The sequence below is a fragment of the Paenibacillus sp. NPDC058367 genome (assembly GCF_042723305.1).
In the GTDB taxonomy this organism is placed as follows: Bacteria; Bacillota; Bacilli; order Paenibacillales; family Paenibacillaceae; genus Paenibacillus_AQ.
Genome location: NZ_JBHXIZ010000001.1, coordinates 69,330 through 95,253, shown reverse-complemented (window position 1 = coordinate 95,253; position 25,924 = coordinate 69,330). Strand labels below are relative to the sequence as shown.

General features: G+C 43.5%; 17 protein-coding genes. 12 read left to right on the top strand and 5 right to left on the bottom strand.

Translation table 11 applies throughout. The features are described 5' to 3' along the window. The first annotated feature begins 149 nt into the window (after positions 1–149). Both ACFWMP_RS00295 and spoVB read left to right on the top strand, forming a co-directional pair. Positions 150–2,939: a glycoside hydrolase family 3 C-terminal domain-containing protein gene (locus tag ACFWMP_RS00295; protein WP_379421636.1), complete on the top strand. Its 2,790-nt coding sequence runs from the start codon at positions 150–152 to the stop codon at positions 2,937–2,939. 311 nt (positions 2,940–3,250) lie between these two features. Next, positions 3,251–4,807 (top strand): stage V sporulation protein B, encoded by a 1,557-nt coding sequence (gene spoVB / locus ACFWMP_RS00290; RefSeq protein ID WP_379421635.1) that lies wholly within the window; start codon positions 3,251–3,253, stop codon positions 4,805–4,807. Between the two features lie 319 nt (positions 4,808–5,126). On the opposite strand, the gene shc is transcribed toward spoVB, so the two are convergent. Continuing rightward, the gene (shc, locus tag ACFWMP_RS00285) at positions 5,127–7,019 is read right to left on the bottom strand and encodes a squalene--hopene cyclase (RefSeq protein ID WP_379421634.1); all 1,893 of its coding nucleotides are present in this window, start codon (positions 7,017–7,019) and stop codon (positions 5,127–5,129) included. A gap of 128 nt (positions 7,020–7,147) precedes the next feature. Then, positions 7,148–7,594, bottom strand: a complete 447-nt coding sequence (locus ACFWMP_RS00280) for an OsmC family protein (protein WP_042188137.1) — start codon at positions 7,592–7,594, stop codon at positions 7,148–7,150. A 258-nt stretch (positions 7,595–7,852) separates the two neighbouring features. On the opposite strand from ACFWMP_RS00280, the gene yfmT reads away from it, so the two are divergent. The 9 genes from yfmT (at position 7,853) to ACFWMP_RS00235 (ending at position 21,362) form a co-directional block, all read left to right on the top strand. Next, on the top strand, positions 7,853–9,310 hold the full coding sequence (yfmT, locus tag ACFWMP_RS00275; protein WP_379423448.1) for a benzaldehyde dehydrogenase: 1,458 nt from the start codon (positions 7,853–7,855) through the stop codon (positions 9,308–9,310). 18 nt (positions 9,311–9,328) lie between these two features. Beyond that, positions 9,329–10,198: a methyl-accepting chemotaxis protein gene (locus ACFWMP_RS00270; RefSeq protein ID WP_042188141.1), complete on the top strand. Its 870-nt coding sequence runs from the start codon at positions 9,329–9,331 to the stop codon at positions 10,196–10,198. Between the two features lie 251 nt (positions 10,199–10,449). Further along, positions 10,450–10,833, top strand: a complete 384-nt coding sequence (locus ACFWMP_RS00265) for a hypothetical protein (RefSeq protein ID WP_379421633.1) — start codon at positions 10,450–10,452, stop codon at positions 10,831–10,833. Next, complete coding sequence (locus ACFWMP_RS00260; protein ID WP_379421632.1) at positions 10,820–11,305, top strand: nitroreductase family protein; 486 nt, start codon at positions 10,820–10,822, stop codon at positions 11,303–11,305. The genes ACFWMP_RS00265 and ACFWMP_RS00260 overlap by 14 nt, the downstream gene beginning before the upstream one ends. Positions 11,306–11,316: 11 nt before the next feature. Beyond that, positions 11,317–13,056: an ABC transporter ATP-binding protein gene (locus tag ACFWMP_RS00255; RefSeq protein ID WP_379421631.1), complete on the top strand. Its 1,740-nt coding sequence runs from the start codon at positions 11,317–11,319 to the stop codon at positions 13,054–13,056. Continuing rightward, positions 13,043–14,896, top strand: a complete 1,854-nt coding sequence (locus tag ACFWMP_RS00250; RefSeq protein WP_379421630.1) for an ABC transporter ATP-binding protein — start codon at positions 13,043–13,045, stop codon at positions 14,894–14,896. The genes ACFWMP_RS00255 and ACFWMP_RS00250 overlap by 14 nt, the downstream gene beginning before the upstream one ends. 143 nt (positions 14,897–15,039) lie before the next feature. Continuing rightward, positions 15,040–17,571, top strand: coding sequence for a GH39 family glycosyl hydrolase (locus ACFWMP_RS00245; protein ID WP_379421629.1), 2,532 nt, complete (start codon positions 15,040–15,042; stop codon positions 17,569–17,571). Between the two features lie 167 nt (positions 17,572–17,738). Next, the gene (locus ACFWMP_RS00240; protein WP_339803869.1) at positions 17,739–19,052 is read left to right on the top strand and encodes an MFS transporter; all 1,314 of its coding nucleotides are present in this window, start codon (positions 17,739–17,741) and stop codon (positions 19,050–19,052) included. A gap of 36 nt (positions 19,053–19,088) precedes the next feature. Further along, entirely contained in the window at positions 19,089–21,362 is a 2,274-nt protein-coding gene (locus tag ACFWMP_RS00235) for a glycoside hydrolase family 3 protein (protein ID WP_379421628.1), read from the top strand. Between the two features lie 91 nt (positions 21,363–21,453). On the opposite strand, the gene ACFWMP_RS00230 is transcribed toward ACFWMP_RS00235, so the two are convergent. From ACFWMP_RS00230 to ACFWMP_RS00220, 3 genes are all read right to left on the bottom strand, one after another. Next, entirely contained in the window at positions 21,454–21,999 is a 546-nt protein-coding gene (locus ACFWMP_RS00230) for a TetR/AcrR family transcriptional regulator (RefSeq protein ID WP_379421627.1), read from the bottom strand. A gap of 142 nt (positions 22,000–22,141) precedes the next feature. Further along, a complete protein-coding gene (locus tag ACFWMP_RS00225; RefSeq protein WP_042188155.1) occupies positions 22,142–23,278 on the bottom strand; it encodes a glycosyltransferase family 61 protein in 1,137 nt (378 codons plus the stop codon). 111 nt (positions 23,279–23,389) lie between these two features. Continuing rightward, positions 23,390–24,253 (bottom strand): helix-turn-helix domain-containing protein, encoded by an 864-nt coding sequence (locus tag ACFWMP_RS00220; RefSeq protein WP_340969387.1) that lies wholly within the window; start codon positions 24,251–24,253, stop codon positions 23,390–23,392. 143 nt (positions 24,254–24,396) lie between these two features. Here ACFWMP_RS00220 and ACFWMP_RS00215 point away from each other — a divergent pair, with 143 nt between their 5' ends. Beyond that, entirely contained in the window at positions 24,397–25,893 is a 1,497-nt protein-coding gene (locus tag ACFWMP_RS00215; protein WP_042188159.1) for a glycoside hydrolase family 43 protein, read from the top strand. Positions 25,894–25,924: the final 31 nt, after the last annotated feature.

Genomic DNA, 25,924 nt, shown 5'->3' with positions numbered 1-25,924 from the left:
CTAAAATTATTATATTAATAAAGTTAATTATTATATATATTCCAGTTTTCCAATGTACTATAATGATATAGATGCATTGTTAGCATGTTATTAAAGGAATGAAGATTTCAAGAAACAACCTATAGAATTGAACAACAGGAGGAAATAAGTTGAGCACACAGAATGTGGGAATTCCATTAGAAGGTTTTGCAGAATTTAGCCGGACAGTAGCCGCTGAAGGTGCGGTGCTGGTGAAGAATGATAATCAGGTACTTCCGCTTGGCGAAGGCGATAATGTTGCGATTTTTGGCAGATCCCAAGTGAATTATTATCGCAGTGGTACAGGTTCCGGCGGTAGTGTCCATGTTACTTATACGACCAATTTATTGGATGGTCTTCGCACTAAGAAGAACTTTACAGTTAACGAAGAGCTGGCTGCTGTCTATGAAAAGTGGATTGAACAGAATCCATTTGATAATGGTGGAGGCGCATGGGCTGCAGAACCTTGGCATCAGAAGGAAATGTCTTTGAGCAATGAATTGGTTTCCGAAGCTAGAAACAAATCGAATAAAGCCATTCTTGTAATTGGACGCACGGCAGGGGAAGATCAGGATAATGCTGATGCACCGGGCAGCTACCAATTGACAAATGATGAACAGGCAATGCTGAAGCAGGTAACTACATATTTTGAGCAAACAATCGTTGTCCTGAATGTCTCCAACATTATTGATATGAACTGGATGAACGATGAAAGCTATAAATATCCAATTTCAACTGTGATTTATTCATGGCAGGGTGGTATGGAAGGCGGAAATGCGATTGCAGATGTGCTGTCTGGAGAGGTAACTCCAAGTGGTAAACTGACGGATACAATCGCTTATTCCATCAATGATTACCCATCAACACAGAATTACGGCAATGAATTTACGAACTTGTATCAGGAAGATATCTATGTAGGATATCGTTATTTCGAGACATTTTGCCCAGATAAGGTTCAATTTGAATTTGGTTATGGTTTATCTTATACAACTTTTAGTATCGAGCCAGAAGAAGCCAAGTTGATTACCAAAGAAGGCGAGTCTTTCATTGAAATCGGCGTAACCGTTACCAATACAGGAACTTCCTTTGCTGGTAAAGAGGTTGTTCAGGTCTATTATGAAGCTCCGCAAGGTAAGCTTGGTAAACCAGCTAAAGCTCTGGTGTCATTCGGTAAGACGAAAGTTCTTGAACCGGGTGAAGCACAGCGCCTTACCGTGAGTTTCTCAGCTCATTCTATGGCTTCTTATGATGACGCAGGCGTAACAGGACATGCTTCTGCCTATGTTCTCGAAGAAGGAACGTACCGCTTGTATGTGGGAACTAGTGTTAAACAAGTGGTGGCAGTCGGTGTTGAGGGTAATGAAGGCTATGTCGTTGAAGCTCTTCAAGTTGTGGAGCAATTGCAAGAAGCGCTCGCGCCTACAGAAAGCTTTACGAGAATGATGCCAGGTGCTCAGAAGGCGGACGGTTCGTACGAGATTGTTTATGTTGAAGTTCCTAAACGTAAAATTTCGTTGGCTGAGCGAATTGAAACTAATCTTCCAGAGACGATCTCACAAACAGGTAATAAAGGATATAAATTAAGAGACGTATATGAACAGAAGGTTAGCATGGAAGCCTTCATTGCACAGCTCAGTGATGAGGATTTGGCTGCAATTGTACGTGGTGAAGGGATGAGCAGTCCTTTAGTTACACCGGGCACAGCTTCTGCATTTGGAGGCGTAAGTGACAGTTTATTTAATCTCGGAATTCCAGTGGCTTGTACAGCTGATGGTCCTTCAGGGATTCGTATGGACAGCGGAGCAAAGGCGACTCAAGTTGCTATCGGAACGCTTCTTGCAGCTACTTGGAATGCGGATTTGGTAGAAGAGCTTTATGTTATGGAAGGGCAAGAGTTGTTAAGAAATAACGTGGATTCCTTGCTTGGACCTGGCCTTAATATCCGACGCAGTCCGCTTAATGGACGTAACTTTGAGTATTTTTCAGAAGATCCTTTGATCTCTGGGGTGTTTGCTGCTGCGTGTACTCGCGGTATCTTGAAAGGCGGCTCAACCGCTACGATGAAGCATTTCGCTTGTAACAATCAGGAGAAACATCGTAGTAAAGTAAACGCCGTGGTGTCTGAACGTGCACTTCGTGAGATTTATTTGAAAGGTTTTGAAATCTCCGTGAAGCAGGGCGGTTCGAATTCTATAATGACCTCCTACAATCCAGTTAATGGACACTGGGCGGCTTCGAATTATGATTTGAACACCACGATTCTTCGTGGAGAGTGGGGCTTTAAAGGCATTGTAATGACTGACTGGTGGGCGATCATGAATGATGTAGTTAATGGTGGACCAGCAGATCGGAAATTTACAAATTGGATGGTTCGTGCACAAAACGACCTCTATATGGTTGTACCTAACTATGGTTCAGAAATTAACGGATGGAATGATAACACCATTGAGTCGTTGGAAAATGGCACGTTAACCCGTGGAGAGCTCCAACGTTCTGCCATAAACATTTGTGAGTTTATCATGAATGCACCTGTATTCTCTAGAAAACAGGAAATTGTAGAAACTGTAGAGTTCTTTAAAGCTAATCCTTCACTTACTGAAGAACAAGCTCAATCCTTATCACAGAATCCACAGGTTAAACCTGTCGTAGAAGGATCGACTAGCTTTAAAGTGGAACAGGCTGGTCAATACCGTATCCTGGTGCATATCATGTCAACGGAACCTGAGCTGGCTCAAAGTGCGTGCAATGTATCAGTGAATGATCAATTGATGACAACCATTCAAACAAATGGTACTGAAGGTCAGTGGATCAGACAAAAGCTTGTGAAAGTTGAACTCGAAGCAGGTCTTTATGATATGAAATTGGAGTTCATCAAACCAGGTTTGCAAATCGATTGGATTGAATTTAATAAAATCGACTAGGTGTCATGTGTTAATGTTAGAATATTAGCCATTTCTAAAAACCGCGATATTTTTCGCGGTTTTTTTTGTTGTACTTATTGTTGCGGGGGTTCATATATTTCATTTCCACTGCTCCACATGAGTATGTAGGGGTGATTTCGAGTCCTTTATTGGATACTAAAATATGAGGAAATTGCCCGGTACACCAACTATGGTGTGTCGGGCTCTTTGCAGATTATATACTTTACAAATACTTGTCTGCATGTACTTGTGTTTGTTCGAATAAGTTAGAAAGTAGGACCAGGACAAACCATAGGTGGAGATGCGTAGAAATGGGGATGCGTAAACAAAGCTTTATTCGTGGCACGTTCATTTTAACCGTGTCATCATTTTTTACAAAAGGGCTTGGATTTTTGAATGGCGTATTGTTGGCACGTTTCTTAGGAGCCGAGGGGGTAGGGCTTCTTATGATTGCTCATCCACTGCTTCCCTTGTTTATTACGTTGACAGAGCTGGGACTTCCTGTTGCGATTTCAAAGCTTGTCTCAGAAGCTGAGGTTAAGCAGGATGAAGCGCGAGTAAAGCGAATTCTCAAAGTATCTTTAAGTATTACGGGTACGTTGAGTATTATACTAACTTTAGTGGCTCTATTTGGCTCCAAATGGATAGCGTCGGTTTTTTTAGCCGATCAGCGGGCGTATTATGCTATGGTCGCTATTACGCCGATCATTCCAATTATTGCGATGTCAGCTGTACTGAAAGGTTATTTTCGTGGAAAACAGAACATGAACCCACTGGCCTTTTCCGATATTATTGAGAATTTGGCGCAAATCATTGTCATTATCGGTGTTGTCAACGTTTTGCTGCCTTATGGGATTGCTTATGCAGCTGCGGGCGCTATGGCGGCTTCCGTGATCGGCGAAGGTTTTGGTTTGCTCTATTTGTTTGCTGTCTTCAAATGGGCAAATCGAGGGAAGATCAAACCCACCTCACCGCCTAATTCTAGTTTTTCACCCAAAGGAGACAGTACGTTGAGAGATCTGCTGCGCATCGGCTTACCGATGACAGGCAGCGGTTTTATTCATTCTCTCTATCATGCGTTTCTCCCATTGCTGATTACGAAAAGTCTAGTCCTGTTTGGTGTGGGGGTTGAGATGGCGACTAAGCAATTCGGACTTTTAGCGGGATATGCTCTCCCCATGTTGTTTCTCCCCAGCTTCTTCACACAATCGTTGTCCACTGCATTAATTCCGGCGATCAGCGAAGCAAGTGTGAGCAATAATAGCAAGCTTATGCATAGTCGGATGGATATGGCTATGCGATCCGCGCTTATTGTTGGTCTTCCATGTACAATCATCCTGTACTTATGGGCTGTACCATTAACTACTTTGATCTATCATTCGCCAGAAGCGGGCGAGCTGCTAAGGTTGATTGCCCCCTTATTTTTCCTTTATTATTTTGGAGCACCACTGCAAGCGATTCTGCTTGGTTTGGGGAAAGCATCAACCGTCATGTGGAACCATATTCTTACGAATATCTTTGAAGTGATTGCGATCTTTGTTCTCGGTTCTAATATTGGCATCGAAGGGGTTGCTATAGGGTTCGGACTGGGGCTTTTGCTGCTGACGCTGCTGAATTTTATGTCTGTGGCAGGAACGATCGGATTTTATTTTGACTTTCGCATTGTATTCAAGGTGGGTGCGGGAGGAATTATCATGACAATTTGCGGGATGACGGCTCATGGTATTCTGCAACGAATGGACCTGGGGCAGATCATTGAACTGTCCGGAGCGCTAATCGTTTCATTGATCACCTATGCTGCAACATTGCAGGTAACTCATGCTTGGGAACGGTCACCGAAACCGCCGACGATTACGCCTGTTTCTTGAAAGGGGATATTTCGGTGTCGTGCTCCAAAAAGTAAATCGAATATTGATGTAACCCTCTGTGTAACAGTATGGAGGCGGATGAAGGTAACGGACAAAAGTATTCAACCCCCGGTTCATAACATCAGAGCAACGATTCTCCAATAACGGATGATCGCTGCTCTGATGTTTTTTACGAATTTTGTTTGAACTGATGAATACATACAGGAGCGGGCTATTGGAAAGGGGAGCTAGATCCAAAAGAGGACTACATAAAGTCGCGATCTAGCTTTTATGAGACACTTTAGAAGTGAAGCAGGACTACGCTAGTTATTACCTAGTATTATCTTTGACCGTATTTTTTTCTAAAATGACTCAGTGTAAGTAACGGCCAGATATAGCGATAACTATGATAATTGGAATAGAAATTACCGGGGAGACCAGCACCAGTTGGATAAGAAGTTTTCCAATCCTCTTCATGAATAGACATGATTAATCTTTCAATCCCTTTTTCCACCGCTGCTGTTGATTTCGGCTGAATGGTGATGATTGCGTCAAGCGCCCATGCGGTTTGGGAAGGCGTACTTTCGCCTAATGGTACATACTTCAATAGCCGATCACTATGACAAGATTCCCCCCAACCCCCATCCGTGTTCTGTATGCTTAGGAGCCAATTCGCTCCTTTTTGCAATGTTTCATGTTCCAGTGGCAGGCCAACGGCCTGCAATCCTGTTAAGGCAGCCCAAGTCCCATAGATGTAACAAACGCCCCATCTTCCGTACCATGAGCCATCCTTCTCCTGATGCTGAATCAGCCATTTCACACCTCGCCCGATGAATTCGTTTCGCGTATCAAGGTCGGCAAAGTTCCCGAGATACTCCAAGGTGCGCCCGGTTAGATCTGCCTCCGAGGGATCAATAGCAGCAGATTTAGCCCCATCGATTGCGAGCCAAGTGAGCATTTCTTTATTGGTGTTTTTTTCAAAAGCTGGCCAGCCACCGTCTTTATTCTGCATCGATAGGACCCAGTTCAGTCCACGATTCCATGACTCTAGATAGGATGGCTGAGTTATTGATAAACTTCGAATGGCTCGTAAAGCAGCGGTCGTATCATCCACATCCGGATTAATCGTATTAGATTCTGAGAAACCCCATCCCCCCGGAGTCGTATCCGGATTATGAATACTCCAATCAGCAGTTTTATGCTGTTGTCTGGTCAGCAGATACGAAGTAGCACGTTGAATCGCGAGATGATGATCGGGAATTTGTGCCTCCTGTAAAGCATAAGCGATTAGAGCCGTGTCCCATATCGTAGACGGAGAGTTTTGAATTGTTGTTTTACTTTCAGAACGGCATTGCATCGCGGTAAGCCCATTTATGGCATTCGTAATCAGAGGATGCTGCTGGTCATAGTCCAGAGCCAGAAGGGCATAGACCATAAGAATTGTACTAGTTGCGTAACTGTATAGAGTCCCGTCGGATTCAATCCGCTGGAGAATAAACTGTTCTGCTTTGGTTCGGGCAACTTCGTGAATGTAGCGAGGGCTTCCAAGAAGTCTGCTTAGGCCAGTTTGAATAACGTCCTGCAGCTCATGATATCCACGGGAAGCTGGTTCAGCATCTTCAATGCGTGTGTCTATGAGATCAGATAGATCAGGAGCATTCGCTGTTGAGATCGAGAAACGTCGATCGGCCATAATAAGCATAGGCGTGAGATGCACTCTTGAGTAGCCAGAGAACTCAAAATAGTTAATAGGAAAATAAGACGGGAACAACAGAACTTCTAGGGGAATCGAAGAGATCGATAAAGGCCATTTGCTCTGTCCAGTAGCTGCGAGAATGACTCTTGTTAGGATGCTAGTTACTTTTCCAATTCCTCCTTTGGATTGAATATAATGCTTTGCGCGCAATATCGGCTCATCTGTCACCTTACTGTACCCAGAATAGAGAAGGGCGTAGTAGGCTTCAACCGAGGTGGATAAGTTACCATCTTTTTCATCTCTATACAATTGCCAGAATCCAGCGGATTGCTGCTCAGCAAGAATGCGATCATGTAGCTGTCGAATCAGGGCTTCATTCTGTACGTTCAAAATCCGAAAGAGAATGATGACATAGGCATCGATAACGATTCCATTCTCAAAACAAAAGTGCCAAGATCCATCTTGCTGCTGTTGATCAATCAGGAATGCCGTTAAACGCTCGATCTCATTATCTACTGTGCTCAGTATAGGATTCATTCCCTAGGTACCTCCGAGGTCCTTCATTTTTAGTATTATATGATGGATGAGAGGTTGAAATGAAAAAGGACTGTAAAGTTGCTTTATGCAACCTCACAGCCCTTGATAATATTTAGCTAATCAATCGGTTAATTTTCAATCACGATACGGTTCAGCTTAAGATTTACCGGGGCAGCAATCGTGTCACCCACAGGGCATTTGCTTTCTAAAAATTGTACGAATGCTTCGACTTTCTCGGCAGGGGATGGGGTCTTTATGTAGAATGTATAGCGAATATCTGAATAGCCGGGACGGACTTCAGAACGATTAAAAAATCCATCGAGGTCCAGATCACCTTCCACGTCTACTCTGAAATCTTCAAGCTCTACCTCAAATTTGGAAGCATAAACTCGAGCCACAATAGATTGGCAGGCCCCTAAAGAAGCAAGCAAAGCTTCAACAGGATTCATTCCTGTATCCGTACCCCCAAGATTTTGTGGTTCATCGATGACGAGCTCGAATTGTCTTGCTTTTGTAATGACTTTAACCCCATCTTGTAAATGGGCAGTTGCTTTGAAAGTTTGAACATTTGGCATTTGTCTACACTCCTTCTTCTGGACAACCCAATTATGATTAGATGTTTCGAATTTTATGTAATTCATAGTATTTTTCTAGGAATTGTTTAGATTATAGTTCTATTCTTTGTACCTTGTCAATACTTGATTTGTTTTATTGGAGGTAGATAATGTGTCGTTGAAATGACGTTTACGTGAATATGAAAATTGACTTCACAACTATCTCTATTATGTCGATAAATATATAGATTGTTTGGTATTTATATACACTGGAGGGATATTATGAACTATTCAGAACTAGGAAAACAATTTATAGGTGGGGAATGGAGAGAAGGGAAGAGTAGTAAAACACTGACAGACATCAATCCATATAATGATGATGTAATCCATACTTTTCAAATTGCCAGCGTTGCTGACATTGACGATGCTTATCAAGCAGCTTATAAAGCAAAGCTGGAATGGGATAAGGTTAACCCGTATATTAAACGTGACATCCTTGAGAACGCTGTTAAATATATTGAAGCGAATGAGGAAGAAATTACATCCATTATTGTTAAGGAACTGGGTGGAACGAGGCTGAAGGCAGCATTTGAGATTGGTCTTGTAAAAAATATGGTAAAAGAAGCGGCAACGTTCCCACTTAGAATGGAGGGTAAGATCCTGCCTTCTACAGAGGATGGTAAGGAGAATCGGCTGTACCGCATCCCTGCAGGCGTGGTTGGGGTGATTAGTCCTTTTAACTTTCCTTTCTTCTTGTCTATGAAGTCGGTTGCTCCTGCGCTGGGTGCTGGAAATGGTGTGGTACTTAAACCACACGAGGATTCACCCATTACGGGTGGAACTCTGATCGGCAAAATTTTTGAAGAAGCAGGTGTACCGAAGGGGCTATTAAATGTTGTAGTGACGGATATAAAGGAGATTGGCGACGCGTTCGTCGAGCATCCGATTCCGAGAATCATTTCCTTCACGGGTTCGACTAAGGTTGGAAGCTATATAGGTCAACTGGCAATCAAGAACTTCAAAAAACCGTTACTTGAGCTTGGCGGCAATAGCGCGTTCATTATCATGGAAGATGCGGATCTCGACTACGCAGTACAAGCTGCGACATTCAGCAGATTCACACATCAAGGTCAGATTTGTATGTCTGCCAACAGAATCATTGTACATAAGACGATCTATCAGGATTTTGTAAATAAATTCAAAGAGAAGGTATCTACACTTACAACAGGTGATCCGAGTGATCCACAGACCATCATTGGACCAGTCATCAACCACCGCCAAGCAGAGACACTGGAAAAGTTAATTGCTAAGGGCATAGAACAAGGCGCTTTTCCTCTGTTGCATGGTAAGATTACCGGCCGAATGGTAGAGCCTACTATCCTTATTAATGTTAAAACGGATATGGCTGTTGCACAAGAGGAGCTGTTCGGACCAGTTGTATGTATCATTCCGTTCGAAACGGATGAGGAAGCTATTGAAATTGCCAACGATACGCGTTTTGGGCTAAGCGGAGCAATTCATACTTCCAATCTTGAGCGTGGTGTAGAAATGGCTAAGAAGGTCCACACTGGAATGGTTCATGTGAATGATGTCACGATTAACGATGAGCCGATTGTAGCTTTCGGAGGAGAAAAACAGTCCGGTATAGGCCGTTTAAATGGGAAATGGAGCTTGGATGAATTTACAACGATGAAATGGATTTCAGTTAATTATGGACAAAGAAAACTCCCTTATTAAGGGTTTGGAGGATAAAACGTGAATGAGATAAATGTAGAAAAAACACAGCATGAACTGATTAATGCTTTCGTAAAAGTGGCTCCACTGCTGAATAGTCTCTATAACGATGACATTACAATTGGCATTTATGACACGGAAAAACTGATCATCAACATTCCGGGGAAAACATTCTCGCTGAATGTCAATCCTGGGGATCCACTGATGGAAGGGGATATTGTAACAAATGCGATTAGGAATGATACAGCATTATCAGCTGTCGTTCCGAAAGAGCTGTTTGGTTTTCCGCTTGCTGCACGTGCGATACCGCTTCATGACGAGCAGGGCAAGGTAATCGGTGGTATCGGTATGGGGACAAGCCTCGAGAAGGCGAATAAGCTTTTTGAAATGGCAGAGAGTTTTTCCGCTATTGTCGAACAGACAACGGCATCTATTGATGACATCAGCCAATCGGTTTCTCATCTTACCGGTCGTGTGACAGACATAACAAACCAAATGAAGGATGTTAGCTCCAGTGCTCAGCAGATCGGAAAGATTTCGACTGTGGTTAAAGAGATTTCGGATCAGAGCAACATGTTAGGACTTAACGCTTCTATTGAGGCGGCAAGAGCAGGAGAATTTGGGAGAGGGTTTTCGGTTGTTGCCGATGAAATTCGGAAGCTGGCGACGAGCTCCAAGGAAAATGTGGACCAGATTAATGGCATTTCTAAGAATATTCAGGAACTGTTGCAACGGTTAAATCATACGTTTTCTGATATTCACGCGCTTACCGGTAGTCAATCAGGAGCAATTAAAGAATTTTCTGCAACGATTCAAGAGATAAGCTTAAAAGCGGAGGAACTAGCGCAGGTTGCTGAAGAAACGCTTTTTAGAAAAGATAAAAGTCAATAAGCAATCAGCAATCAGCATTGATTATACATTAATAAGAATTAATAAGAATTAATACAGTTATCTTGTATTTCTTTTCTCTCTTTAAGCCTGCGCTTTACGCGGGTTTTTTTGTTGTTTGTTGGAATTCAGAAATGAATAATGCTGATGTTACAAAATGGAAAAATAAAACTTGACAGGATTAGATCATCTCGTATACATTTGTATACATAAACGAATCGTATACATATGTATACAAAAAAGGAGGAGTAAATATGCGTGATGGACATTTCGGAAAACGCGGTCATAGAGAACATGGGGAACACAAAGACCGTGGAGAGCATAGAGATCGCGAGCATATAAGCAGACATGGGATGGATTCTATGGATGGTCCCCCCAAAAGTGCTCAAACTTTTCGTCGCGGCAGAGCTCTAGCATTTTTGGAAAAGCTGAATGTGAATCGAGCCACTTTACAGCGGCAGCTGCAAACACCGGAGCTGGATTCGATTAAGCAAGTGATTAGCGGTGAATTGAAGGCAACGGAAGCGATCATTGAAGAGTTTATCCATATTTTTCAGATTCATGAAGTAACGCCGGAAGATAAGACTGTTGGCGAAATTAAAAAAGAGGAGAATGATCAAAAAAATGAAAACCATTGATCTTATAAAAACCCGTAGAAGTATTAAGAAATTTAAGGCGGATTCGATTCATGAGGATGATTTATTGAATTGGCTGGAAGCAGCTAGTTATGCTCCAAACCATCGTATGAACGAACCTTGGGAACTCCTATTTATCGGGCCTGAGACTAGAGCTAAATTAAAGCATAAGACGAATTTTGGAAGCGCTCCTGTCGTTCTTGCTATCTTATCTAAACCTGGTGCAACAGCGTTTGAACGTGATGAGAATGTTATGGCTGCCGCATGTTTCGCACAGAACTTCTTATTAGCTGCACATGAAGTGGGAGTTGGAGCCTATTGGGCTTCTTTAGGTGCTTTACCTCATAATCGTGAAATTCTAGGTGTCCCGCAAGATTACGATGTGATTGGACTATTTGGCATTGGATATCCGGAGGAAGTTCCAAATGCTAAGCCAAGAACACCGATGAATTCAAAAATCACATATTTATCTTAAAAGGTGATGGAATGTGGAAACTTAAGAGTTACTTAAGGCCATATTGGTTGTGGTCTGTGTTAGCACCACTTATGATGATGCTCGAAGTGTTTATGGATTTGCTTCAACCTACACTAATGGCGAGCATTGTGGATCATGGGATTATGACGAAAGATTTATCACATATTTATTCGACGGGATTGACCATGCTTGGAGTAGCATTTGTCGGTCTAATTGGTGGGGTGGGCTGCACCGTTTTTTCGAGTATCGCCTCACAAAATTTCGGGAATGATTTACGGATTAACCTGTTTGAACATATTCAGAAATTCTCAAACAAGAATCTGGATCAATTGAAGACGGGTTCATTGATTACTCGTCTAACAAATGATGTGGTGCAGCTACAAACCTTTGTTCAGATGATTTTGCGGAATATTCGCTCTCCATTGCTATTAATCGGCAGCTTGATAATGGCTATACGGATTAGTCCTTCGCTGACCCTTATCCTTGTCGTTGCCGTGCCATTGCTGGTTGCAATATTATATGGGTTAATTCGACTTTCTTTCCCTTTGTTCGAGAAAATGCAGGTCAAATTAGACGGCGTCAACACAGTATTGCAGGAAAATTTATCGGGTATTCGTGTAGTCAAAGCCTTCGTCCGTGCTAAGCATGAACAGAAACGGTTTAATACAGCGAACAAGGATTACACTGAGACTGCGATAAAAGCGGTGCGATTAATGTCGTTAAATATGCCGCTCATGATGCTTGTGCTCAATGTCAGTATCGTAGCTGTGCTTTGGTTTGGTGGGCTGCAGAGCTGGAACGGCTCCCTGCCGGTCGGTCAGTTAATTGCCTTCATTAACTATATCACCCAATTGTTGATGTCCATGCTGATGTTGAGCAATATGCTCACATTCTTCTCGCGTGCAAAGGTCTCCGCAGATCGGGAGAATGAAGTGTTTTCTACGATCAGCGAGATTACAGATGTAACCGAAGCTGAAAATGATAAGCTACAAAACGGTCGAATTGTATTTGACAACGTTTCATTCGCTTATGATCATACGGATGAGAACCTCGTGTTAGATGGTATCAATTTCACTGCTGAGCCAGGTGAAACTGTAGCCATCCTTGGAGCAACCGGTGCTGGTAAATCAACCTTGGTGAGCCTCATTCCACGCCTTTACGATGTTTCTTCTGGATCAATCACAATTGATGGTTCCGACACTCGGCAAATTTCTTTGGGACATTTACGTCGCAAGATCGGTTACGTTATGCAGCAAGCCATTCTGTTCAGCGGAACAATCCGTGATAATATCCGATATGGCAGACCGGAGGCTACGGATGAAGAAGTGGAACAAGCAGCAAAAGCTGCTGAAGCGCACCATTTTATTTTAGAGCTACCACAGGGTTATGATACAGTGCTTGGCCAACGAGGCATCAACTTGTCCGGTGGGCAGAAGCAACGGCTTTCGATTGCAAGGGCGTTGTTAATACAGCCAACAATTCTCATCATGGATGACAGTACGAGTGCGCTCGATGCGGCGACTGAGTCACGAATTCGGCAAATGTTAAAAAAACGGCTGAGTAGCAGCACTAATATAATGATTGCTCAGCGTGTCACATCAGTGATTGACGCGGACCGCATCTTAATTCTAGAAAACGGCCGAATTGCTGTACAAGGTACACATGATGGTCTAATGAGTAGCAGTGAAATTTATCGAGACATCTGGAAATCACAGATGAAAGGGGAGGAGGTTCCTTATGTCAAAGCATGACAACGGCATGAACACTCCCCCTATCCATAGACCAGGCGGATTCGGACCAGGAATAGGAACGGGATCTGGCCCCGGACGCGGCGGCGCTGTGCCAATCGTGCGCGCCAAAAATCAAGCTAGCACGCTTAAACGCATCTGGACTTATTTGAATCGTCAACGGTTCGGGTTAATCATTGTATATGTATTTACTGTGTTGAATGCACTTCTTTCATTGATCGGACCGTATCTCATCGGTAAAGCGATTGATACTGCGGTTATTCCACACAATTATCAGGGTCTTATTCGGTTTTGCATACTCCTTATTGGCATTTATGGGCTAGGCAGTGTAGTTGCCTGGGTGCAAGCATACGTCATGACATCTGTTTCGCAGAATACTGTTTTTGAGCTGCGACGTGATCTGTTCAGCAAGTATCAGCAGCTGCCCATTAAATTTTTTGACACTCGGGCTAACGGAGAATTGATGAGCCGGGCAACTAACGATATTGAGAGCGTATCCAGCACACTCAATCAGAGTGTAACCCAATTGTTAAATAGTTTGATAACATTAAGCGGCTCCCTCGTTATTATGTTAATGCTGAACGTTCCGTTGACGGTAGTCTCATTAATCACGATCCCGCTCGTATTATTGGCTAGTCGAAAAATCATTGGTTTAAGCCGCACTTATTTTAGAAATCAGCAGCGACATTTAGGTGAACTTGGCGGGTTCATCGAAGAAACCATCAGCGGACAAAAGGTGGTCAAACAATACAGTAGGGAAGAGTCAGAAGTTAAACGATTCCGAAAAATAAGCGGAGAACTGAATAAGGTCAGCATTAAGGCACAAATCGTATCAGGATTAGTAGGACCCGTGATGAACATGATTAATAACCTTGGTTTTGCGATCATTGCCGGGGTTGGGGGCTGGATGGCTTTCCATAACATGGCTACGGTTGGTATAATCGTTAGCTTCCTTACCTATTCCAAACAGTTCGGTAGACCCATTTCTGATCTTGCTAACCAGTACAATTTAATTCAATCTGCAATCGCCGGTGCAGAGCGTGTGTTTGAGGTTTTGGAGATGCCGTCCGAATACGGGGATGAAGAAAGTGAGGATCTCCCAAGATTAACAGGGGAGGTTGTTTTTCAGGACGTTTCTTTTGCTTACAATGCGGATTCCCCGATTTTGTCGGGCGTTACGTTTGAAGCAAAACCTGGGGAGAAAATTGCACTCGTTGGCCCAACAGGAGCAGGTAAAACAACCATCGTTAACCTGCTGATCCGATTCTATGATTTGAATGGCGGTTCCATACGAATTGATGGTCGCGACATCCGAGAGCTGGATAAAAACGCACTTCGTAGTCAACTAGGGATGGTGCTGCAAGATGCGCATGTATTCTCGGGAACGATTCGTGAGAATATTCGGTTTGGCCGACTCGATGCGACCGATCAAGAGATTGAGCAGGCGGCTCAGCTAGCCAATGCGGATGCTTTTATCAAAAGATTGCCGCATGGTTACGAGACCCTCCTCAATGCAGAAGGCAGTAATCTGAGTCATGGCCAGCGCCAGCTGTTAACGATTGCTCGCGCAATTTTAGCTGATCCTGCCATATTAATTCTTGACGAAGCAACCAGTAGCGTGGACACACGTACGGAAATGCACATTCAACAAGCAATGAAGAATTTGATGAAGGGTCGAACAAGCTTTGTAATCGCCCACAGGCTTAGTACGATCCAGGACGCCAATCGCATACTCGTGATCCAGGGTGGAGGAATTGCTGAGCAAGGAAGTCATGAGGAGCTTCTTGCGATGCAGGGCGCCTATTACGAGTTATACAATACCCAGTTCAAACGAGCGATTTAAAGAAACATTTGTATGGCTTATGAAAAAACACTGACTTAGATCAGTGTTTTTTTGTTAGCGAGGTGACCACAGACCATCGAATTGACCGCCGAAACGCTACATTGTATGCTACTACAAGATAATGTAAACAAGGAAGTGATTATTTGAGCCATTCCAGCTATGAACAGCTTGAGACCGAAGGCAAACTACCGTTTGATGTTTCTTTACATAGTGTCAACTTTGTGCCGAATCACTGGCATATGAGTGTGGAGCTGATTTTTGTGCTGTCCGGCAATCTAGAGGTTTCGACCGGAAACCGTCAATATAGGCTTAAAGAAGGCGATATGCTACTCATTAACCAGTGTTACGTGCATGAAGTTATCGGATTAGATCAGAATATCATCGCTACCTTTCAAATCCCAACAACCTATCTTAAGCAGCATATCCACAATGTGGAGAAGATCAGCTTTGAATGTTATTCTGCTGAAGTCGGTCCTGAGAAGCAAAATGGCTTAGATAACATGCGTCAGCTCATGGCTGAAATGGTACAACTTAAGTACAAAGGCGGAGAAGCCTATGAACTGGGGATGGAAGCACGTATGCTTGGGTTATTCTCTGTTTTGGTCAAACAGTTCAAGCTGCCAAATTCCGGTGAAGCGATGAATATAAAATATATGGAACGAATGATGAGCATCATCACTTATATAGATGAACATTATAAAGACCCGGTGTCGCTGCAGACAATCGCAGAACGAGAGTATTTGTCGGTGCCGTATTTGTCCAAATTTTTTAGCGAGAACATTGGGGTCAACTTCCAGACTTACTTAACCAGCATTCGTTTAAAAAATACCGTAGAAGCCCTTTTAAGAGATCAAGATCATTCGCTTGCTGAGCTGGCACTTGAGCAGGGCTTTCCAAACGCAAAATCTTTTTACGCTGCATTCAAAAGCCGATATCATATTACACCACATGAATATCGCAAAAAATATCGGCCTCAAACTCATGCGAAACAGGAAGGTTCTGCTTCCGGCTACTTAGCATTTAATCAATCCAGCGCACTGGGTATTGTTCGGCAATTCCTCCGGCGTAGTCAGTCGCACCAGCTTGAACCCGTACATGCGGTTGTTCAGCTGTCTGCGAGTATTCCTTTAAACAGGATTCAGCGGCAAATCCAGCATAGCTGGAAAAATATCATTACGATTAGTAAAGCAAATGAAGGACTCCAAAGTGATGTACAAGCTCATTTGAAATATGTACAAGAGCGGTGTCCGTTTCGCTATTTGCGTTTTCATGGAATTTTTGATGATTCAATGATGGTGTACCGGGAGGATTACGAAGGGCAGGCACATTTTAATTTTCGCTTTGTAGATCAGTTGTTTGATTTTTTGTTATCGATCGGTTTGAAGCCTTTTATAGAACTGGGGTTTATGCCTTTTGATCTCGCAGCAGACAGCAGTAAACATGTGTTTTATGAAAAGAGTTACGTGAGTCCGCCTAAATCCATGGACCGCTGGTGCGAATTGGTAGATCGGTTTATTCGCCATTGTATCAATCGATATGGTCTTGAAGAGGTGGAAAGCTGGAAGTTTGAATTCTGGAATGAACCGGAATATGGTTTGTTCTGGCCTGCGACGGAAGAAGTGTACAACGAATTGTATGCCCGAACGTTCGATACCCTCAAAGCCATCTCTCTGAACCTTCAGATTGGCGCTCCTGGTAGAATTATTACTCTGAACTCCAATGCGTTTTGTGAACAGTTTTTCGCTTTCTGTAAAGAACGGGGTTGTCTTCCAGACTTTATCCCGTTACATTTTTATCCGCATGAGGACATGGATGATCTGCTTAGTAAAAATTGGGAGCCTAAAGAACGATTAAGTGAAAAAGAAATATCTCCACTTACAGTAGAGGGGTTCAACAAAGTGTCCCCAAACCCCGATTATTTGAAGGAATCACTGGAGCGTGAAATCGGACTGCTCGCTGAGTTGGGACTTAACGGACAAGAGCTATATTTAACCGAATGGAATTCAACGGCATTTCATCGTGAACTGACCAATGACACATTATATAAAGCTGCATATATCGTAAAAAATATCATCGAAAATCTCGACAGCATCAGCGGGTTCGGATATTGGGTACTAAGTGACAATATTGAAGAAACGGCGGCTTCATCCCGGATATTTCATGGTGGTCTTGGACTTATGGCTCAGTATGGAATTCCGAAAGCCGCTATGCATGCCTATGAAATGCTCGCTAAACTGGGGGATCGGCTAGTCGCACATGAAGAGTGTTATATTGTGGCGGCTGGAAGAGGTGGTTATCAGATTTTGGCTTATAATTACTGTCATTTTGATGATTTGTACGCGCTTGGTGATACTTCATTCATTACACCTACTAGTCGTTATAATGGCTTCAAAAACGAGAGGCATCTTAAAATTGAACTCACATTAACTGGATTACCATCTGGCAGATATAAGCAAGTGAACCATACGATCAGCAGGGCACATGGCAGCAGCTTTGACAAGTGGGTAGAAATGGGGGCTCCACCCGTTCTGACTGTAGAGGACACTGCTTATCTAAAAGCTGCCTCTCTTCCAGGTAGACAGATTCAGCTTCTTGAAGTAGGTGAAGAGCTTTCTGTTGTCATTAGAATGGAACCTCATAGCGTAGAGCTCATTGAGCTGACTCCATTGTTTTGAGAAAATGAGTCAATTTTTAAGCTTCATCTTGATGAATAATATTGAAACGCTTTCATTTAGATTAAAAATGAACCTAAAAGTGTGTAATTGACCACCTCTCCTCCAAGAGGTGGTTTATTTTATAATCAAATTGTAAACGTTTTCTAAAAGGACGAGGAGGAATTACAATGACTGGAGCATCGACTAAAGGGCAGGTTCACACCCCTTTTCGTAGATTGACCTTTGGTATTCTGCTTGGGTACGGCATGATGATGCTGGCACTGATGACACCTGCCACCTTGCTGCTGACCTTTAAAATGATTGAAGTGGATCCGAATGGATATACCTCTTCCTATGGGCTGGTTGCAGGAATAGGCGCATTCTTTGCTCTTATCGGAAATCCGATTGGCGGTGCACTCAGTGACCGAACCCATCTTTCGTTCGGACGGCGGCGCACGTGGATTATCCTAGGTCCACTAGTTGGCTGTGCTGCTCTGGTATGTACTGGTTTCGCCAACGAACCTTGGCAGATCATGATTAGCTGGGCAGTCGCCCAATTTTTCTTTAATGTAGGGATGGCAGCCTATACAGCGCTCATTCCAGACCAAGTACCTCAGGAGAAACAAGGGACAATCTCCGGATTAATCGGTCTCACTATTCCAATCGCTATGACGGTAGGGATGATCATGATGACAGTGATGACCTCAGTTTCTTCAGAAATTAAGTGGCTTTTGCTAGGTGTAATCGGCATCATAGGTCCACTTCTCAGTACGTTGATTATTAAAGAAGGTAAAGTAGAACTTGTTCCCAAGACACATAATCAAATATCGCTGGGTAAGAAGCTGAGTACGATTTTTCCTAGTCCACGTAAATTCCCGGAATTCTCTTGGGCTTTCGTATCCAAGTTCCTGATCATGATGGGATATTGTAGCACTTTATACCTCACAGTCATGCTGGTAAACCGGATGGGACTTACGGAAGAGCTGGCCACCGCAAAGGTTGCTACGATTAATATCGTTATGTTAGTGGGTGTTGCAATTACAAGTATCTTCGGTGGGGTGTTGTCAGATAAATTTGGTAAGCAAAAACCATTCCTGATTGTTTCAGGGTTCATCATTGCTATTGGGGTTCTGTTGTTTGCCTTTGTGCCAAGTTATCCGGCCTACATTGCCGGAGCTGCAGTGATCGGATTGGGCTTTGGCTGCTTCTCAGCCGTAGATATGGCACTCGTTGCACGGATTCTTCCAAGTAAAGAGGATTCCGCCAAAGACTTCGGGATTATGAACGTAGCTAATGCGTTGCCTCAGTCCATTGTTCCAGCAATCGCTCCTGTGCTGTTAGGCATTGGCAGCTGGACCTTCTTTTACATCTTCCTTGCCGTCTGCACTATACTCGGTATGCTGGCAGTGAAGCCACTTCCAGAAGTGGGAACAGAGAAAAGAGCTCAAACTGCTGAACTAACAGCTGTCGAAGCGCAATCACAAAAAGCCAATCTGGTCTAAGAAAAAACAAACAAGAAAACAGTGGAGGGAAACCATATGAATCAGAGAGAGACTATTAACACTAAAAGCCTTCATACCATTTCTTACGTAAGCAATAAGGGCGGTCCAACCTTGGGTTATTCCCCGGATTCTGGAGTGCAGATTCTCGAGCAGGACGGACTTTTCTTCAAAGATCTGAATCGTAATGGCAAGCTGGATAAATATGAGGACTGGCGATTGACACCGCGAGAGCGGGCTGAAGATCTAGCTTCACAAATGAGTATTGAACAAATTGCTGGACTCATGCTGTATAGTCGTCATCAATCCATCCCAGCACTTAGTAGCAGCTGGTTCTCAGGAACATATAACGGTAAATCCTATGAGGAGAGCGGAGCTAAGCCATGGGAGCTTACCGATGAACAATTAGCATTTCTGGCACAGGACCACCTGAGACATATTCTGGTGACCACCGTGGAGAGTCCAGAAATAGCTGCTCTGTGGAACAATCAGGTGCAGGCATTTGCAGAAGGAACCGGCCTTGGGATTCCAGCCAACAACAGCTCCGACCCACGCCATGGCTCAGATTCTAGCTCAGAGTTTAATGCTGGAGCTGGTGGGCAAATCTCCATGTGGCCGGAGACGCTGGGCCTTGCGGCAACCTTCGATCCGAAGATCACCTATCGTTTCGGGCAAGTTGCATCACGTGAGTATCGTGCACTTGGTCTAGGGACGGCGCTATCGCCGCAAATCGATATTGCTACAGATCCACGATGGTTTCGTTTTAACGGCACTTTTGGCGAGGATTCGAAGTTATCTGCTGACATGGCAAAGGCTTATGTCGACGGCTTCCAGAGCTCGAAAGATGACAGGGAGATTAACGAAGGCTGGGGATATGACAGCGTGAACGCTATGGTAAAACACTGGCCTGGCGGTGGTTCCGGGGAAGGCGGAAGGGATGCGCATTATGCTTGTGGCAAATATGCTGTCTATCCGGGTGCTAACTTTGATGAACATCTTATTCCATTTACAGAAGGGGCTTTCAAGCTGGAAGGCCCAACCAAACAGGCTTCAGCGGTCATGCCATACTACACAATTTCTACAGATCAAGATCAGTTGAACGGGGAGAATATCGGAAATTCTTATAGTTCCTATCTTATTACCGATCTGCTTCGGGAAAAATACGGTTACGATGGCGTTGTGTGCACAGATTGGCTCATTACAGCAGACGAATCAGATAGTAAGGATTCCTTTCTCAGTGGTAAACCTTGGGGCGTAGAGGGTATGTCCGTCGCAGAACGGCATTACAAGCTCTTGATGGCAGGCGTTGACCAATTCGGCGGCAATAATGAGATGGAGCCCGTCCTTGAAGCATACCGAATGGGAGTAGCTGAGCATGGAGAGGTATGGATGCGGAATCGCTTTGAGCGGTCAGCTGTTCGGCTTCTACTTAATATTTTCCGTCTGGGTCTCTTCGAGAACCCGTATTTGAAGCCTGAGGAGAGCGCTCGGATTGTTGGGAATCCTGAGTTTATGCAATCAGGCTATGAAGCACAGCTGAAGTCGATCGTGCTGCTGAAAAACAAAAATCGGGTATTGCCGTTGGCAGCGAAACAAACCGTATATGTTCCGAAGCGTTATACTCCAGCAGGAAAGGATTGGTTCGGCAACCCAACGCCGGAAAAGACAGAATATCCGGTGAACCTGGATGTTGTGTCTAAATATTATCATGTGACAGATCAGCCGGAAAAAGCAGACTTTGCTCTTGTCTTCATAAGCAGTCCTAAATCAGGAGTAGGCTTTAGTCAGGAAGATTCTGAGCAAGGTGGTAACGGCTATGTGCCCATTAGCTTGCAATTTAGACCGTACACTGCGGAACATGCTCGGGAGCAGAGCTTAGCTGGAGATGCGCGAGATAACGATGTACTTAACCGTTCTTATAAAGGAAAAACCGTTGTTACGCATAATGAGAGCGATCTGGATCGTGTCATGGAAGCTCGCAAGCTGATGAAAGACAAACCGGTAATTGTGTCGATGTTATTGTCCAATCCTTCGGTTGTTGCCGAATTTGAGGGAGAGGCTGATGCTATACTTGTTAATTTTGGGTTACAGGATCAAGCACTTATGGAGGTGTTAACGGGTGCCGAGGAGCCTTCGGGATTGCTCCCAGTACAAATGCCATCAGGTATGCAAACGGTAGAAGAGCAGCTGGAAGATGTGGCACATGACATGGAATGTCATGCGGATTCAGAAGGAAATGTATATGATTTTGCCTTTGGAATGAATTGGAATGGTGTTATAGAGGATGAAAGAACGAAGAATTACCGGAAATAAGAACCGTTCTGCGGAAAAATAAAAGCAAAGCACCGCCTGAAGAATTTATCAGGCGGTGCTTTGTATATCAATCGGTTTTCCGTTGGCGGAGCTATAAATTTCTTTCCAACAAAGTCCCAAGTTGTTCAGCCAAGACTTGATGTGTCACAGGCTTCTCATTCTTGAACCACCATTCCACAACCCCTGCATAAGCCGATGCCACAAAACTAATCATAACCTCTTCATTTAATCCGTGGTTTATCCCTTCCGTTACATTTACTTCATGTCTAAACTCTTTTTGAAGAAAGGTTAAGAACCGATTACGGAAATAAGGAGCGCCTTTGCTTGCCAGCATCATAGAGAAAAAAGAATAATGATTATCGAAGTATTCCGTCCACTTCAACGTGGCCTCAATAAAATCTAAATCTGCTGCCGATTCGCAAAGTACTCTAAGAACTTCTATATGTTCCTCGATAAGCTTGTCTAATAAATCATATTTATCCTGATAATGAAGATAAATGGTTCCTCGGCTTACATTTGCCTTGTCGGAGAGATCCTGTATGGTAATGTCGTCAAAATTCTTCTCGGACATCAATTCAATAACAGCTTTCTTAAGTGCTTCTTGCGATTTAAGAATCCTTCTATCCACTTTAGACATTTGAGTTTCTCCTTACCTTCAAAAAAAATGAACGCTTTTATAGGACCTGTTCAGTATTGAACAAAACACACACATCGCTTTAAAAAACCAGAAACCCGCAAATTTCTCTTTAAGAAGCGTAGACAAGCTCAATGACGATGGGCTAAGTATTCAAACCTGCCAAATGCAAAATCTGCTTCAGACGATCTATATCCACATAGATATCTTCGAATCCCGGAAAACGAATAGCAGGATCTGGCCAGCCTTGACCATACATCATGTAATAATCAAGAGCGTTATGGTTGCTGATCATCCAATACGTTGGAACGACATGCTGTTCATGAACAATTTCAATAACTTGTGTTCCAGATTGACAAAAAGCCAGATTGGCCAGTCCAGCGCCATGTGCTCCCATGATTACCTTTGCCGAAGCGAATAACTGGATTTGCTGGGCAACCGTCCAATCCTCAAGATAAATAGGTTGAATGCTATATTCTTCAAGGCAGCGTATAACTTCCTCTTCATTAACCAAGCGCCTGGTTCTTGCTTTGTTTCGAGAAATATAAATACGCTCAGGTGTAGCGAGTGTTGATTCCCTGTGAGGCAGCAATAATTTACGTAGCGTATCCGTGGTCCACGGGGGATAGTGGGAATTCATCATCAAAGAAGGGACAAGTAGCTGATCAGCTTCAAAGTAAGCTTCAGGATTTGTCCGGATTACTGAAGACTCTGATATACCGAGCATAGCCCAGGTTTGTTCCACAAATGGTCCATATGGATTTGGATTCATGATGATAGAGGTATAAGGAATTCCACTCGTTTTGAGCATCGCCAGCCTAGGGAGCACATCGTACAACCAGTGGAAATAGTTATGGCTTCCGCAAAACGTCAACACAGCCACGGTTCCTTCTAAATATTGAAGTTTTGGACCATTCCACCGGTGGAACACAGGGTGTTCCTCAGCTTCTAGCATTCTATTTTGAACGGCGTCATATTCCTGTGACAGATCAAAGATCAGCTTTCCCTCCGGAGATAGAACAGCACCAGATTCTCCCCATACCCTTCCACTCGAGATGGTGGCTAAGTATCCGCCAAACGGCTGTAAACAATAAGGCGTCAGTGCAGGATGAATACTCGATTCAATGCTTTTAGGAGCGGTGAACTCGGCCACCTGACCGAAATCAAACGGAATAACCTGTCCAGCTTCATGGATAGTTCTTTTTTGTCCCCATTCTGTTTCAAGTTCCAAGACACTCCGGTAATATCCAGAGGGCGCTCCCCCGTTCACAGAAAAACTCATCGTTTCACCTCTTTTGGCCAAGTAGAACTCCAGAAACATCATTAAGCTATTCTATGGAACAAGGAACTTAACGACACAATTCCTTCTGAAAAGGGCGAGTGAACAGTTCCTTTATAGCTTCTTCCGATAAGCCTTAGGAGACATACCGTAGGTTTTGGTGAATTGTCGTGTAAAGTAATTGCTATCGCTAAACCCGCTTTCATGTGAGATCTGAGTAATACTGAAGTTAGAATGCTTCAACAAGCTGCAAGCCCGTTCCAGACGCAACCGATGGAGATAGGAGATAGGAGTCGTCTGATAGTAAGAGCGAAAGATCCGGTTTAAGTGTCTAACAGATATCCCTGCGTGTGCGGCGATTTGATCCAGCGACAACGTTTCAAGATAATGGTCTTCCATAAAAGAGAGCGACTTCGCCAAATGTATTAGATGATTATCCTGGCTGCCTTTATCCTGTTTTTCATAATGCCTTGATAAATAGACAACCAGTTCCATAAACCGTGAGACGAGCAACGTCTGATATCCTTGAAGCTTGTGGCTATATTCTTCAATCATACCGGCAATGAGTGCAGTGACAAACTCCAGCATGGGAATTGGCAAGCTTAGTTTACTTGTGTAGGCATGTTTATGACGATACAACGGTTCCAATACAAACAGCGCCTGAAAGCCATTCGAAGTTCGCAGATCCGGTCCAGCCGTCGACAGCATTTCAGGCTTGTACATAATATTACAGATCTTAAAATCCTGAGGATCTTTAAAAGCATGCGGGGTTGAACCGTTAATCACAAAAACATTCCCCTTCTTGATGAATGATTCTTCGGTATTCACAATATGAGTAGCAGTACCACTCAAGACGATTACAAGCTCTGAAAAGTCCACATGTCTATGAAGATCAGTATCATTGTCATGAAAGCCGTATTGAATAAAGAATGGGAATTTCTGATCTGATGTAAACCAATTCAAATAAAATTCGCTCAATTCGTAACCCTCCAAAAGCATGTCTAGATGAATGGATGTCTATATCATGCTATTTTACGACTGGATAATCAAGGTTTATCGTTTAGCTGGTGGAGTATAATCCTTGACATAGATGCAAATGTTCAACAAAAGGAGAATGCTTCATGAAATATAACAATCCGATATTACCAGGTTTTTATCCAGATCCAAGCATTTGCAGAGTAGGCGAGGATTACTTTTTGGTAAACAGTTCATTTGCTTACTCTCCGGGAATACCCATTTGGCATAGTAAAGATTTAGTCCATTGGAAGCAGCTCGGGTATTGCTTAACACGTGATTCCCAGCTTCAATTTGATAAATCGGTCGTGTCTGGAGGGGTGTGGGCACCAACCATTCGTCATCATAATGGTCGATTCTACATGGTGACGACAAATCAGGATAGCGGTGGACATTTCTATGTTTGGACGGTGGATCCAGCAGGTGAGTGGTCGGATCCTATTTATGTGGATCAGGAAGGGATTGATCCATCCTTATTTTTTGACGATGGAAAAGTATATTTTACAAGCACTGGCACCAAGGATGGTATGGGAATCTACCAATGTGAGATTGATATTGAAACGGGCCATAAGCTGTGCGATTCTCGTTTGATATGGACAGGCAGTGGCGGTAAATTTCCTGAAGGACCACATCTTTATAAAATAAATGGCTACTATTATTTAATGTGTGCTGAAGGCGGGACAGAATATGGACACATGGAAACCATAGCAAGAAGTAAATCACCCTATGGACCCTATGAATCCTCACCCCGGAACCCCATTTTGACTCACCGGAGCTCGGATTACCCTATACAAGCTACGGGACATGGCGATCTGGTAGAAGCACAGGATGGCAGCTGGTGGGCGGTATTTCTAGGGATTCGACCAGTAGGATATCCATATCGACATCATCTTGGCAGAGAGACATTTCTTGCTCCGGTCCATTGGAGTGAAGATGGATGGCCGATGATTGGAGATCACGGTGTTGTTGGATTAGAAATGGAAGCTGACACTCCACCACCAGTGCTATGGGAAGACGAGCCTGAGACCGATGATTTTAATCGATCTGATTTAGGAATGAGCTGGAATTTTATTCGCAATGCTAAAAAAGTCGATTGGTCTTTGCAGGAGCGACCAGGGTGGCTGGCATTACATGGAGCGGATGTGAGATTAAGCGAACAGGGAACGCCTGCATTTATTGGCTGTAGACAGCGTCACTTGGATTGTGAAATCTCCACTAAAATGGAATTCAACCCACTAGATGGTGATGAAGCGGGTCTCGTTGTGTTTATGGATCAGATGTATCACTACGAAATCGGACTAACCCAGGTAGAAGGTGAAAATGTGATTACGCTGCGAAGACAAGTGGGTAGCATAAGTGATGTAAAATATTCTTCTCCATTGGAAGACACAGTCGTAGAATTGAAGATTCAAGCATTACCTGAGAAATATTTGTTCTCTTATCGAGGTGCAGATCAGTTATGGCATCCACTAGGTGAAGCGGAGACACACTTGATCTCTACTGAAGTGGCAGGCGGATTTACCGGAGTGTTCTTTGGGATGTATAACTACTCTATCAACCGAACAATCGCATATTATGATTGGTTCCGCTATCAAAAGGAATAACAATCCTAAAATATGTTAAATTAAGAAATGG